This window comes from Phenylobacterium parvum, assembly GCF_003150835.1.
GTDB lineage: Bacteria > Pseudomonadota > Alphaproteobacteria > Caulobacterales > Caulobacteraceae > Phenylobacterium > Phenylobacterium parvum.
In genome coordinates this window covers 2,538,536-2,551,178 of the sequence record NZ_CP029479.1, presented here as the reverse complement: position 1 = coordinate 2,551,178, position 12,643 = coordinate 2,538,536, and the positions used below count along the sequence as shown (strand labels likewise).

At 69.2% G+C, this 12,643-nt stretch carries 11 protein-coding genes; 7 read left to right on the top strand and 4 right to left on the bottom strand.

Annotated elements, in window-relative coordinates; all coding sequences use genetic code 11:
* Positions 1-104 precede the first annotated feature (104 nt).
* On the top strand, positions 105-1,091 hold the full coding sequence (locus HYN04_RS11910) for a malate dehydrogenase (RefSeq protein WP_110450955.1): 987 nt from the start codon (positions 105-107) through the stop codon (positions 1,089-1,091).
* Between the two features lie 3 nt (positions 1,092-1,094).
* Here HYN04_RS11910 and HYN04_RS11905 read toward each other — a convergent pair whose 3' ends face one another.
* Positions 1,095-1,889 carry a LytTR family DNA-binding domain-containing protein gene (locus HYN04_RS11905; protein WP_110451424.1) on the bottom strand — a complete coding sequence of 265 codons (795 nt, stop codon included), beginning with the start codon at positions 1,887-1,889 and terminating at the stop codon, positions 1,095-1,097.
* A gap of 93 nt (positions 1,890-1,982) precedes the next feature.
* On the opposite strand from HYN04_RS11905, the gene HYN04_RS11900 reads away from it, so the two are divergent.
* The 6 genes from HYN04_RS11900 to lpdA all read left to right on the top strand — a co-directional run bounded on the left by HYN04_RS11900 (position 1,983) and on the right by lpdA (position 10,328).
* On the top strand, positions 1,983-2,531 hold the full coding sequence (locus HYN04_RS11900) for a DUF2306 domain-containing protein (RefSeq protein WP_241962623.1): 549 nt from the start codon (positions 1,983-1,985) through the stop codon (positions 2,529-2,531).
* Between the two features lie 103 nt (positions 2,532-2,634).
* Positions 2,635-3,834: an ADP-forming succinate--CoA ligase subunit beta gene (gene sucC / locus HYN04_RS11895; RefSeq protein WP_110450954.1), complete on the top strand. Its 1,200-nt coding sequence runs from the start codon at positions 2,635-2,637 to the stop codon at positions 3,832-3,834.
* On the top strand, positions 3,834-4,712 hold the full coding sequence (gene sucD / locus HYN04_RS11890) for a succinate--CoA ligase subunit alpha (protein WP_110450953.1): 879 nt from the start codon (positions 3,834-3,836) through the stop codon (positions 4,710-4,712). Before sucC ends, sucD begins: the two co-directional genes overlap by 1 nt.
* 84 nt (positions 4,713-4,796) lie before the next feature.
* Positions 4,797-7,655, top strand: a complete 2,859-nt coding sequence (locus HYN04_RS11885; RefSeq protein ID WP_110450952.1) for a 2-oxoglutarate dehydrogenase E1 component — start codon at positions 4,797-4,799, stop codon at positions 7,653-7,655.
* Between the two features lie 16 nt (positions 7,656-7,671).
* The gene (gene odhB, locus HYN04_RS11880; protein ID WP_110450951.1) at positions 7,672-8,895 is read left to right on the top strand and encodes a 2-oxoglutarate dehydrogenase complex dihydrolipoyllysine-residue succinyltransferase; all 1,224 of its coding nucleotides are present in this window, start codon (positions 7,672-7,674) and stop codon (positions 8,893-8,895) included.
* 35 nt (positions 8,896-8,930) lie between these two features.
* Complete coding sequence (gene lpdA, locus HYN04_RS11875) at positions 8,931-10,328, top strand: dihydrolipoyl dehydrogenase (protein ID WP_110450950.1); 1,398 nt, start codon at positions 8,931-8,933, stop codon at positions 10,326-10,328.
* Between the two features lie 18 nt (positions 10,329-10,346).
* Here the strand turns inward: lpdA and HYN04_RS11870 are convergent, their stop codons facing one another.
* Genes HYN04_RS11870 through fsa form a run of 3 tightly spaced genes read right to left on the bottom strand, consistent with a single transcriptional unit; the run spans position 10,347 to position 12,625 of the window.
* Entirely contained in the window at positions 10,347-11,261 is a 915-nt protein-coding gene (locus HYN04_RS11870) for a tyrosine recombinase XerC (protein WP_110450949.1), read from the bottom strand.
* Positions 11,261-11,953: a DUF484 family protein gene (locus HYN04_RS11865; RefSeq protein ID WP_110450948.1), complete on the bottom strand. Its 693-nt coding sequence runs from the start codon at positions 11,951-11,953 to the stop codon at positions 11,261-11,263. Before HYN04_RS11865 ends, HYN04_RS11870 begins: the two co-directional genes overlap by 1 nt.
* Before the next feature lie 18 nt (positions 11,954-11,971).
* Positions 11,972-12,625: a fructose-6-phosphate aldolase gene (fsa, locus tag HYN04_RS11860; RefSeq protein ID WP_110450947.1), complete on the bottom strand. Its 654-nt coding sequence runs from the start codon at positions 12,623-12,625 to the stop codon at positions 11,972-11,974.
* Positions 12,626-12,643: the final 18 nt, after the last annotated feature.

Sequence of the window (12,643 nt, the reverse complement as noted above, 5' to 3'; positions counted from 1 at the left end):
GGCGGGGCTTCACAAGCGCCTGCGGCGTTGCAGGCCCCGCCGCTTCCAGCTAGGGAGCCCTCCGACGCGGGGTGACCGCGAAACCCACACTCCGGAGACACGTCATGGCTTCCAGGAAACCCATCCGCGTTGCGGTCACCGGCGCCGCCGGCAACATCGGCTACGCCCTCCTGTTCCGCATCGCCTCGGGCGCCATGTTCGGCCCCGATCAGCCGGTCATCCTCCAGCTCCTGGAGATCCCGGTGGAAGGGCCCCAGAAGGCCCTCAAGGGCGTGGCCATGGAGCTTGAGGACTGCGCCTTCCCGCTGCTGACCGACATGGTCCTGACCGGCGAGGCCGACGTGGCCTTCAAGGACGCCAACTGGTGCCTGCTGGTGGGCTCCAAGCCCCGCGGTCCCGGCATGGAGCGCGCCGACCTCCTGAAGGACAACGGCAAGATCTTCATCGCCCAGGGCAAGTCCATCGACGCCGTGGCCGCCGACGACGCCCGGGTGGCGGTGGTCGGTAACCCCTGCAACACCAACGTGATGATCGCCGCCGCCCAGGCCCGCCGCCTGCCGGCCGACCGCTTCACCGCCATGGTCCGCCTGGACGAGAACCGCGCCCGGGCCCAGCTGGCCCAGAAGGCCGGCGTGGCCATCGACGAGGTCACCGACCTCTACATCTACGGCAACCACTCGCCGACCATGTTCGCCGACTTCACCCACGCCAAGGTCGGCGGCAAGGACGCCGCCAGCGTGATCGGTGACGAAGCCTGGCTGAAGAACGACTTCCTGCCCGCCGTCGGCAAGCGCGGAGCGGCCATCATCGAGGCCCGGGGCCTGTCCTCGGCCGCCTCGGCCGCCAACGCCCTGGTCGACCACGTCCGCGACCTGGTCACCCCCGGCAAGGTCCACTCCGTGGCGATCAGCAGCGAGGGCCGCTACGGCTTCGCCCCCGGCGTCTGGGCCGGCATGCCCGTACGCACCACGGCGACCGGCTACGAGGTCATCGAGACCTACGCCATGGACGACTTCGCCAAGTCCAAGATCGCCCTGACCAACGACGAGTTGGTCGGCGAGCGCGAGACCATCAAGGACCTCCTGGCCTGACCCTCAGATCCACCCGCGCCGCCGGAGCTCGGCGGCGTAGGTGCGGCTGACCGGCGCCTCCGCCCCATCCTTCAGGGTCAGGGTCGCCCGGCCATCCGCCCTGCGGGCGTCGGCGATGCCCGCGCGCGCGACCCACCAGGACCGGTGCACCTGCATGCCCTCCTGGCCTTCCAGCTCGGCGACGGCGTCGGCCATGCGAAGGAGGATCAGGTCCTGGCCCGCGCTGGTGTGCACGCGCAGGTAGTGGTCCTCGGCCTCGACCGCCCAGATCGCCGCGCCGCGCAGCCGCACGGGCAGGCGTTCCAGGAAGCGTGAGGGCGGCGTCGCCGCCTCCGGGACCGCGGCGGGGTCTCGCGGCGGGGGCATGACGGCCACAGACAGCACCGACATGCTCACGGACACCACCAGGGACGTACCCAGGTAGCCGGGAAGTTCCGAAAGGCTAAGGGCCTGGCCGGGCATCAGGCCCGCCGTGAGCCAGACCACGACCCCCGCGGGAATGAAGACCATGAGTCCGCCCAGGCCGGCCTGGACCCAGCGGTTCCCTCCCGGCGCCAGGCGCCTCGCCGCCAGGAAGCCGCACAGGCCGATCATCCCGGTGAGGATCGCCACCGGGACCAGGTAGGCGAGCCTCCAGGCGAGAGGGAAGGCCGAGAGGCCGAAGGCGCCGACAAAGGCCAGGAAGGCGCCGACGGCCGCGGCCACGCCAGCCGTCACGCCAACCGAGCGTCGAAACCTGGGCGCCGTCCACGCTTCGCGAACGGCGGACCCCGGCGGCTGGCGAAGCGGCGGCGTCATCTGGCGCATCCCCGATTGAGGCCCGGCGAGGGGCCCTGCAGGTTCCGACCAGAGCCCGGCGGCGACGTCCGCCCGGGTGACCGGAGACCCAAGATGACCCTCATGTCCCAAATCCGCCCCCCCTCGCGCAAGGCTGCGCTTATCGCCGCCGTGACGGTCGGCTCGCTCGCCATCGCAGCGGCCCTGCTGCCCCGCGTCCTGGCCCAGCCTTCGCCGGGCGCCGGCCTGCCGGCCTTCCAGCCGCACGGGCCGGACCTGGAGTTGCTCGCCTCCACCCCGCCGGTCATCCTGGTCCATCTCGCCTTCGGCCTGCTCGCCCTGCTGGTCGGCGCCATCCTGATGGCGGGTCGCAAGGGAGCCCGCATGCACCGTATCCTCGGCTGGGGCTGGGTCCTGGCGGTGGGTATCGTCGCGATCACTTCCCTCTTCATCCGGGTCGTCAATCCGGGCCACTTCTCCTTCATCCACATCCTGAGCGGCTATGTGATCATCGCCCTGCCCCTGGCGGTGGCGGCGGCCCGCCGGCATGACGTGGAGCGGCATCGCCGCACCATGACCGGCATGTTCTTCGGCGGCTTCGCCGTGAACCTCCTGTTCGTCCTCCTGCCGGGCCGTTTCGTATGGAACCTGTTCCTGGGCTGACGCAGGGGCAGGGCGGCTCGGCGGTTGCCTGTTTTCCGGGGGGCGCCTATAAACCGGCCACTCGCCAATCGGGCGAGCCAGCAGAACAGCGCTTCTGGGCCCCATGAACATCCACGAACATCAAGCCAAGGCCGTCCTGTCCGAGTTCGGCGTGGCGGTCCCGCGCGGGTATCCCGCCTTTTCCGTCGACGAGGCCGTGAAGGCCGCCGAGCAACTGGGCGGTCCGGTCTTCGTGGTGAAGTCCCAGATCCACGCCGGCGGGCGCGGCAAGGGCCGCTTCGAGGGACTCGGGCCCGACGCCAAGGGCGGCGTCCGGGTGGTCAAGAGCGTCGACGACGTCCGCACCAACGCCCAGGAAATGCTCGGCCGGGTCCTGGTGACGCACCAGACCGGGCCCAAGGGCAAGCAGGTCAACCGCCTCTACATCGAGGAAGGCGCGGCCATCGCCAAGGAATTCTACCTCTCCCTCCTGGTCGACCGTGAAACCAGCTGGGTCTCGGTGGTCGCCTCGACGGAAGGCGGCATGGATATTGAAACCGTCGCCCATGACACGCCGGAAAAAATCGTAACCTTCGGGATCGACCCGGCGACCGGCGTCTGGCCGTTCCATGGGCGCACCCTGTCCAAGGCCCTGGGCCTAAGCGGCGACCTCGCCAAGCAGGCGGCCAGGCTTCTCGGCCAGCTCTACACGGCCTTTGTCGCCAAAGACATGGCGATGCTTGAGGTCAACCCGCTGATCGTGACCGCCGATGACCAGCTGCGGGTCCTGGACGCCAAGGTGTCCTTCGACTCCAACGCCCTCTACCGGCATCCGGAAGTGGTGGCTCTGCGCGACGAGAGCGAAGAAGACCCCAAGGAAATCGAAGCCTCCAAGTTCGACCTGTCCTATATCGCCCTCGACGGCGAGATCGGCTGCATGGTCAACGGCGCGGGCCTGGCCATGGCGACCATGGACATCATCAAGCTCTACGGCGCCGAGCCCGCCAACTTCCTGGACGTCGGCGGCGGCGCGGACGAAGCCAAGGTGACGGCCGCCTTCAAGATCATCATGGCCGATCCCAATGTGAAGGGCATTCTGGTCAACATCTTCGGTGGGATCGCCCGGTGCGATATCCTGGCCAACGGCGTGGTCAACGCCGTCAAGCAGGTTGGCCTGACCGTGCCCCTGGTGGTGCGCCTGGAAGGCACCAACGCCGAGTTGGGCAAGAAGATCATCAATGAGAGCGGCCTCAACGTCATTGCGGCCAACGACCTCAGCGATGGCGCAGAGAAGATTGTGAAAGCCGTGCGGGGGCTCGCCTAATGTCCATTCTGATCGGCAAGGAAACCCGGGTCATCTGCCAGGGCATTACCGGCGCCCAGGGCACCTTCCACTCCGAGCAGGCCATCGCCTACGGGACCAAGATGGTCGGCGGCGTGACCCCCGGTAAAGGCGGGACCACTCATGTGGGCCTGCCCGTGTTCAACACGGTGGATGAAGCCGTTCGGCAAACGGGCGCAGACGCCAGCGTGATCTATGTGCCGCCGCCCTTCGCAGCGGACTCGATCCTCGAGGCGATCGACGCCGGAATTCCTCTGATCATCTGCATCACCGAAGGCATTCCTGTCGCTGACATGATCAAGGTCAAGCGCGCCCTGTCGGGCTCGAAGTCCCGGCTGATCGGTCCCAACTGCCCGGGCGTCCTGACGCCGGAAGCCTGCAAAATCGGGATTATGCCCGGAAACATCTTCAAAAAAGGGTCGGTCGGGGTGGTTTCGCGGTCCGGCACCCTTACCTATGAGGCGGTCTTCCAGACCACCCAGGTGGGCCTTGGACAGACCACAGCCGTGGGCATCGGCGGGGACCCGGTGAAGGGCACCGAGTTCATCGACATGCTCGACATGTTCCTGAAGGACCCCGAGACCGAGTCGATCATCATGATCGGCGAGATCGGCGGGTCGGCTGAAGAAGATGCTGCGGAATTCATAAAGAATTCAGCGATTCGGAAGCCTATGGTCGGGTTCATCGCGGGCCGCACGGCTCCGCCCGGGCGCAGGATGGGCCACGCTGGCGCCATCATCTCGGGCGGCAAGGGCGGCGCGGAGGACAAGATTGCGGCGATGGAGTCCGCGGGCATCCGCGTGGCGCCGTCTCCGGCTAAGCTGGGAGAGACCCTGCTCGAGGTGCTGAAAGGCGCCTGAGGGGGCCTGACAATTCAACCTTGAGCGGTCCAGCTCGACTCTCCTCCTGAAGGCGTCGCGGGCCGCAGGCGACAGGCGAGCGACATGGCGGACGACGCGGGACGGATCAACGAACTCCTGGCGGAGACTTCCTTCCTCTACGGCGGGAATGCGGCCTTCATCGAAGACCTCTATGCCCGCTGGATGAAGGCCCCCGACTCCGTCGAGGCCTCCTGGCGGAGCTTCTTCGCCTCCATCCACGACCGCGCCGGCGCGGCTCAGCCCATGGCGCCGCCCGCATGGACCGCCCGCAAGGCGCCCGCCGCAGCGGGCCAGGATGTCCGGGCCGCGACCCTGGACTCCCTGCGCGCCATCATGATGATTCGGGCCTACCGGATGCGGGGCCACCTGCGGGCCAACCTTGATCCCCTCGGCATCGCCATCCCCGAGGGCGACGCCTCCGAGCTTGATCCGGCTTCCTACGGCTTCACCGAGGCCGACTATGACCGTCCGATCTTCCTCGACTATGTGCTCGGCCTCGAGACCGGAACCCTGCGCGAGATCCTCGCCATCCTGAAGCGCACTTACTGCGCCGACATCGGGGTGCAGTACATGCACATCTCCGACCCGGCCCAGAAGGCCTGGCTGCAGGAGCGGATCGAGGGGCGGGACAAGGAGATCGTCTTCACCCGCGAGGGCAAGATCGCCATCCTGAAGAAGCTGATCGAGGCCGAGGGCTTCGAGCGCTTCCTGCACAAGCGCTTCCCCGGCACCAAGCGGTTCGGCCTTGACGGCGGCGAGGCCATGGTCCCGGCCCTGGAGCAGATCATCAAGCGCGGCGGCGCCCTGGGCGTGCGCGACATCGTCATCGGCATGCCCCACCGGGGGCGGCTGAACGTCCTGGCCGCCGTCATGGGCAAGCCCTACCGGGTGATCTTCCACGAGTTCCAGGGCGGTTCGACCCTGCCCACCGACGTCGAGGGTTCTGGGGACGTCAAATACCACATGGGCGCCTCTTCCGACCGCGCCTTCGACGGCAACAGCGTCCACCTGTCCCTGACCGCCAACCCCTCCCACCTCGAGATCGTGAACCCGGTGGTGCTCGGCAAGGCCCGCGCCAAGCAGGCCTTTGTCCTGCGCGAGACGTCGGACGCCGGGCGCAACCATGTCCTGCCCCTCCTGATGCATGGCGACGCCGCCTTCGCTGGGCAGGGCGTGGTGGCCGAGTGCTTCGCCATCTCCGGCACCAAGGGCTACCGGACCGGCGGCTGCATCCACTTCATCGTGAACAACCAGATCGGCTTCACGACCGCGCCCAAGTACAGCCGCTCCTCGCCGTATCCCTCGGACGTGGCCCTGATGGTCGAGGCGCCGATCTTCCATGTGAACGGCGACGACCCGGAAGCTACCGTCTACGCCGTGAAGGTCGCCACCGAGTTCCGGCAGAAGTTCGGCCGGGACGTCGTCATCGACATGTTCTGCTATCGCCGGTTCGGTCACAACGAAGGCGATGACCCGACCATGACCTCGCCGCTGATGTATGCGCGGATCAAGGATCATCCGAGCACCCGCGAGATCTACACCCGCCAACTGGTCGCCGAGGGCGTGGTGTCCGAAGACGACGTGTCGCGCTGGATGGGCGAGTTCGAGGCCTTCCTCGACGCCGAGTTCGAGGCCGGCAAGACCTACAAGGCCGACAAGGCCGACTGGCTGGACGGCAAGTGGGCGGGCCTTGCCCTGCCTGAGGGCGAGGACCGTCGGGGGAACACCTCCGTTCCACTTCCCCGCCTCAAGTCCCTGGGCGCCGCCATCACCGCCATTCCGGACGGGATCGACGTCCACAAGAACGTCCGGCGGGTCATCGAAGGGCGCAAGTCGGCCATCGAGTCCGGCGAGGGCCTCGACTGGGCGACGGCCGAGCACCTGGCCTTTGGCAGCCTGCTGCAGGACGGCTTCCCGGTCCGCCTGGCCGGCCAAGACAGCGTGCGCGGCACCTTCACCCAGCGTCATTGCGGGATCATCGACCAGACGACCGAGGCCCAGTACACGCCCCTCAACAACCTGGGCGCAGGGCAGGCGCACTTCGAGGTCATCGACTCGCCGCTCTCCGAGGAGGCCGTCCTTGGCTTCGAGTACGGCTTCTCCCTGGCCGATCCCAAGACCCTGGTGCTGTGGGAGGGCCAGTTCGGCGACTTCGCCAACGGCGCCCAGGTGGTCATCGACCAGTTCATCTCGTCCGGCGAGCGCAAGTGGCTGCGGATGAGCGGCCTCGTCCTGCTCCTGCCCCACGGCTATGAGGGACAGGGTCCCGAGCACTCGTCCGCCCGCCTGGAGCGCTTCCTGCAGCTCTGCGCCGAGGACAACATGCAGGTGGTCAATTGCACCACCCCGGCCAACTACTTCCACGTTCTTCGCCGACAGATGAAGCGGGAGTTCCGCAAGCCCCTGGTGGTCATGACCCCCAAGTCGCTGCTGCGGCACAAGAAGGCCGTGTCCCTCCTGGCGGAGATGGCCGAGGGCTCGTCCTTCCACCGGGTGCTGCACGACGACGCCGAGCGTGGCCGGCACACCGCCCTGACCCTCGATCCGCCGGAGAAGATCCGCCGCGTCGTCCTGTGCTCCGGCAAGGTCTATTACGACCTTCTGGAGGCGCGGGAGGAAAAGGGGCTGACCGACATCTACCTGATGCGGCTCGAGCAGTTCTATCCCTGGCCGATGAAGTCGCTCTCCACCGAGCTTTCCCGCTTCCCCAACGCCGAACTGGTCTGGTGCCAGGAAGAGCCGAAGAACATGGGCGGCTGGACCTTCGTCGATCCCTGGCTTGAACTGACCCTCGAGCGCCTGAAGGTGAAGGCCAAGCGCGCCCGCTATGTGGGCCGGCCCGCCTCCGCCTCCACCGCCGCCGGGCAGATGAGCCGGCACAACCGCGAACTCCAGGCCTTCCTTACCGAAGCCCTCGCCTGAACCCAAGGACACGACCATGGCCGACATCATGACCCCCGCCCTTGGAGAGTCCGTCTCCGAAGCCACCGTGGCGCGCTGGGCGAAGAAGCCCGGCGAGGCTGTCCGCAAGGACGAGATTCTCGTCGAGCTTGAGACCGACAAGGTCAGCCTCGAGGTGGCCGCTCCGGCGGACGGCGTCCTGGAGTCCATCTCCGCCGAGGAAGGCGCCACCGTCGAGCCCGGCGCCGTCCTGGGCCGGGTGAAGGAGGGCGCCGCCGCGGCCGCCGCTCCGGCTTCGGCTCCCGCCCCGGCTTCCACCCCCGCCGCGCCGAAGGCGACCAAGCCCGCGCCCGCGCCCGCCGCCCCGGCGGCCGCGGCCGCCGCGCCGGTCCTGGCCCCTTCCGCCCAGCGCATCGCCACCGAAGGCGGGCTTGATCCCGCCGCCATCCCGGGCTCCGGCAAGGGTGGGCGAGTGACCAAGGCTGACGCCATGGCCGCCCTCGAGGCGCGCGCCGCTGCGCCGCCGCCAGCTCCGGCGCCGGCCGCCCCGCGTGAGGCCCACGCCCGCGAGGAGCGCATCCGCATGACCCGCCTGCGGCAGACCATCGCCCGCCGGCTGAAGGAGGCGCAGCAGACCGCCGCCATGCTGACGACCTTCAACGAGGTCGATATGAGCGCCGTCATGGCCCTGCGGAACACCTACAAGGACGCCTTCGAGAAGACCCATGGCGTGAAGATGGGCTTCATGGGCTTCTTCGTCCGCGCCTGCATCCACGCCCTGAAGGCCGTGCCAGAGGTCAACGCCGAGATCGACGGCCAGGACCTGATCTACAAGAACCACTACGACATCGGCGTGGCCGTCGGCACCGAGCGCGGCCTGGTCGTGCCGGTGGTGCGCGACGCCGACACCCTGTCCCTGGCGGGGGTCGAGAAGGCCATCGGCGACCTTGGCAAGAAGGCCCGCGACGGCGCCCTGGCCCTGGATGACCTGCAGGGCGGTACTTTCACCATCTCGAACGGCGGGGTCTATGGCTCGCTCATGTCGACGCCGATCCTGAACGCGCCGCAGTCGGGCATCCTCGGCATGCACAAGATCCAGGAGCGTCCCGTGGCCGTGAACGGCCAGGTGGTCATTCGTCCGATGATGTACCTGGCCCTGTCCTACGACCACCGGATCGTCGACGGCCAGGGCGCCGTGACCTTCCTGGTCCGCGTGAAGGAAGCCATCGAGGATCCGCAGCGCCTGCTGCTCGACATCTAATCCGGTTCAGGCCCCGAGGCGGGCGAGGAAAACCCATGTCCCAGTTCGACGTCGTCATCATCGGGGGCGGCCCCGGGGGCTACAACGCCGCCATCCGCGCCGGCCAGCTTGGCCTGAAGGCCGCCATCGTCGAGATGCGCGACACCCTGGGCGGCACCTGCCTCAACGTTGGCTGCATGCCCTCCAAGGCCCTCCTGCACGCCTCCGAGCTCTACGAGGCGGCGAACCGGGAGTTCGAGCACCTGGGCATCGAGGTCGCCCCGCGCCTCAACCTCAAGCAGATGATGGCCCAGAAGGACGAGTCGGTGACCGCCCTGACCAAGGGCGTCGACTTCCTGATGAAGAAGAACAAGGTCGAGCGCTTCCTCGGCAAGGGTCGCCTGGCCGGCCCTGGCCGGGTCGAGGTGGAGGGCGGGGACGGCAAGGTCGTCACCCTCGAGGCCGCCAACATCGTCCTCGCCACAGGCTCCGAGCCCTCGGGCCTGCCGGGAGTGAAGGTGGACGGCGATCGCATCGTCGATTCCACCGGAGCCCTGTCCCTGGGCGAGGTCCCCAAGACCCTTGTCGTCATCGGCGCCGGCATCATCGGCCTGGAGCTGGGGTCGGTCTGGCGCCGGCTTGGGGCCGAGGTCACGGTCATCGAGTACCTGGACCGGATTTGCCCCGGCATGGACGCCGAACTGGCCAAGGCCTTCCAGCGGACCCTGGCCAAGCAGGGCGTGAACTTCCGCCTGGGCGCCAAGGTGACCGGCGCCAAGGCCGGCAAGTCCAAGGTCGATCTCGCCGTCGAGCCCGCCGCCGGCGGCGCCGCCGAGACCCTTTCCGCCGACCGGGTCCTCCTGGCCATCGGCCGGCGCCCCTACACCGCCGGCCTCGGCCTTGAGACGGTGGGCCTGGTTCCCGACGCCCGGGGCTTCCTGGAGACCGACCACTTCCGCACGGCCGCAGCTGGGGTCTGGGCCGTCGGCGACGTGATCCACGGCCCCATGCTCGCCCACAAGGCCGAGGAGGACGCCGTCGCCTGCATCGAGCTGATCGCCGGCAAGGCGGGCCACGTGGACTACAACCTGGTGCCCAGCGTGGTCTACACCACCCCCGAGGTCGCCTGGGTCGGCCGCAATGAAGAGCAGCTGAAGGCCGAGGGCCGCGCCTACAAGGCCGGCAAGTTCCCCTTCGCCGCCAATAGCCGGGCCAAGATCAACCACGAGACCGATGGCCTCGTGAAGGTGCTGGCCGACGCCGCCACCGACGAGATTCTCGGCGTGCACATCCTGGGGCCCCAGGCAGGCGAACTGATCGGCGAATACTGCGTGGCCATGGCCTTCCGCGCCGCCAGCGAGGACATCGCCCGCGTCTGCCACCCGCACCCGACGCGCTCCGAGGCCGGCCGGCAGGCCGCCATGGGCGTCGAGGGCTGGACCATGCAGGCCTGACGGGCCCCGACGGCTTTCTCAGGCTCTCGGGTGAGAGTTCGCGTAGGCCCTGAGCAGGGTTGCGGAATCCACCTGGGTATAGCGCTGGGTGGTCGATAGCGATGCGTGTCCCAGCAGTTCCTGGATCGACCTGAGATCCGCGCCGGCCCCGAGCAGGTGGGTGGCGAAGGCGTGCCTCAGCGCGTGGGGCGTAGCCGAGTCCGGAAGTCCCAGCCGCGCCCGCATCCCCTGGACCGTCGCCTGGACGTGGCGGGGCGAGAGCGGGCCGCCCCGCCGGGCCCGGAACAGGGGCTCATCCGGGTCAAGCGGGAAGGGCAGGGCGTCCAGGTAGGTCTGCACGGCCCCGGCCACCCGGGGCAGGACCGGGACCATCCGCGTCTTCGCGCCCTTGCCGGTGATCCGCAGGGCCTCGCCCAGGGGCGCATCCCGGCGGCGCAGGGACAGGGCCTCGGAAATCCGCAGACCGCAGCCGTAGAGCAGGGTCAGGACCGCCTCGTCCCGGGACGACTCCCAGGGGTCCAGGTTCGCGTCGAGGCCGGGTTCGGCCAGCAGCTCCGCGGCCTGGCTCTCGGTGACCGGCCGGGGCGCGGAAGGGCGGACCCTCGGTCCCCGCACCAGGGCCAGGGCGGGGTTGGCGATCCCCAGTCGCCGGTCCAGGAAGCCGTGGAAGGTGCGGATCGCTGACAGGGACTGGGACAGGGAGCGCGGAGAGAGCGGCGTCTCGCCCTGGCGCAGCACGGCCAGCCAGGCCCGGATCTCGGCGGCGCTGATCCCGCCGAGGTCCTCCGCCGTCAGGGGGCCGCCCCTGTGCCCTTCCAGGAAGGTCAGGTAGCGCCGGCCGATGAAGCCGTAGGCGGCCAGGGTGCGGGGCGACAGGCGCCGTTCCTGCTCCAGGTGCTCCAGCCATTGGGCGAGGGCCGCACGGGCCTCCATCAGGCGACTCCGCCCGGCTCCGCGTCCATGAGGCGGCGCGCCAGGCGCTCGGCGACCCGGGCCACGAAGGCGACAAGCTCTGGTCCCATGTCCGGCGTGAAGCCCTCGGGATCGCCCGATCCGAAACCGAGGAGCCCCGGGCCGGTAGGCAGTTCAAGGCGGGCCAGGGCCATGGAGCGTATGAAGGGCGCCTGGTCTCCGAACAGTCCCAGGGCCGTGGCGCGGAAGCCAAGCAGGATTTCGGCTCCGTCCTCCAGGACCTGGGCGATCCCGCCCTCCGGCAGGCGACGCCAGCCTTGCGGCCCCGCCCCGCCCTCGAGCCCCAGGGCCCCGGCCTGGAGGCCGAAGCGGGCCCGGGCGATCTCGTCCAGGCGCAGGGCGAGGTCGGCGGCGTCCCCGGCGTCCAGCAGGTCCACCACGGCCTCGCGGGTCTGGGCCTGGGCGGCGAAGTTGGCGCGGGCGACGGCCTCGAGGCGGGAACGGGCCTCGCTCTCCGCGCGGGCGACCTCGCTGACCCGGGCCAGGGCGGCCGGGCCGAACTCGACGACGCGGGCGTCGGGACGAAGCGCCAGACCCAGGGCCTGCAGGGTCTCAGGGTCGCCCGTCAGGATGTCCGGCCGGCGGAGCAGGGCCGCGCGCACCGTCTCCGGCCCGGGCCCGTCCTGCGGCTCCGCCTCGCCCGACCCGCTCATCGCGCCTGTACCCCCGGTTCAGAGAATCGACTGTCCCGTGGCGGCCCAGTCGCTGAGGAACTGAGAAAGCCCGCGTTCGGTTAACGGGTGCTTGAAGAGGGCGGTGAAGACCTCGGGCGGGATCGTTGCGCAGTCCGCGCCGCAGAGGGCTGCGGCCGTGACATGGGCCGGGCTCCGGATCGAGGCGGCCAGGATCTCGGTGTCGAAGTCGTAGTTGTCGTAGATGGCCCGGATCTCGCTGATCAGGTCCATGCCCTCGGCGCCGTGGTCGTCCAGCCGGCCGATGAAGGGGGAGATGTAGCTCGCGCCCGCCTTGGCGGCGAGCAGTGCCTGGGCCGCCGAGAAGCACAGGGTGACATTGGTCGATATGCCCTGGACGGCGAACTCTGAGGTGGCCACCAGGCCCTCTCGGGTCAGGGGCACCTTGACCACTACGTTGGGGGCGATGGCGGCCAGCTTTGCGCCCTCGGCCAGCATGCCGGCGACGTCCGTGGCGGCGACCTCGGCGCTGACGGGGCCTTCCACCAGCTCGCAGATCTCGGCGATGACGTCGAACATGGGCCGGCCCGACCTGGCGATCAGGGTCGGGTTGGTCGTCACGCCGTCGACGAGGCCGCTGGCGGCGAGATCCTTCAGGATCGCCACGTCGGTGGTGTCGAGGAAGAGTTGCATCTGGCTGCGTCCGCTTTT

Excerpts from the sequence above, each read along its gene's own strand:
- HYN04_RS11865 (WP_110450948.1), bottom strand. The coding sequence starts at position 11,953 with ATGAGCGGGTCGGGCGAGGCGGAGCCGCAGGACGGGCCCGGGCCGGAG.
- HYN04_RS11900 (WP_241962623.1), top strand. The coding sequence starts at position 1,983 with ATGACCCTCATGTCCCAAATCCGCCCCCCCTCGCGCAAGGCTGCGCTT.
- fsa (WP_110450947.1), bottom strand. The coding sequence starts at position 12,625 with ATGCAACTCTTCCTCGACACCACCGACGTGGCGATCCTGAAGGATCTC.
- lpdA (WP_110450950.1), top strand. The coding sequence starts at position 8,931 with ATGTCCCAGTTCGACGTCGTCATCATCGGGGGCGGCCCCGGGGGCTAC.
- sucC (WP_110450954.1), top strand. The coding sequence starts at position 2,635 with ATGAACATCCACGAACATCAAGCCAAGGCCGTCCTGTCCGAGTTCGGC.
- HYN04_RS11870 (WP_110450949.1), bottom strand. The coding sequence starts at position 11,261 with ATGGAGGCCCGTGCGGCCCTCGCCCAATGGCTGGAGCACCTGGAGCAG.
- HYN04_RS11905 (WP_110451424.1), bottom strand. The coding sequence starts at position 1,889 with ATGACGCCGCCGCTTCGCCAGCCGCCGGGGTCCGCCGTTCGCGAAGCG.
- HYN04_RS11910 (WP_110450955.1), top strand. The coding sequence starts at position 105 with ATGGCTTCCAGGAAACCCATCCGCGTTGCGGTCACCGGCGCCGCCGGC.
- odhB (WP_110450951.1), top strand. The coding sequence starts at position 7,672 with ATGGCCGACATCATGACCCCCGCCCTTGGAGAGTCCGTCTCCGAAGCC.
- HYN04_RS11885 (WP_110450952.1), top strand. The coding sequence starts at position 4,797 with ATGGCGGACGACGCGGGACGGATCAACGAACTCCTGGCGGAGACTTCC.
- sucD (WP_110450953.1), top strand. The coding sequence starts at position 3,834 with ATGTCCATTCTGATCGGCAAGGAAACCCGGGTCATCTGCCAGGGCATT.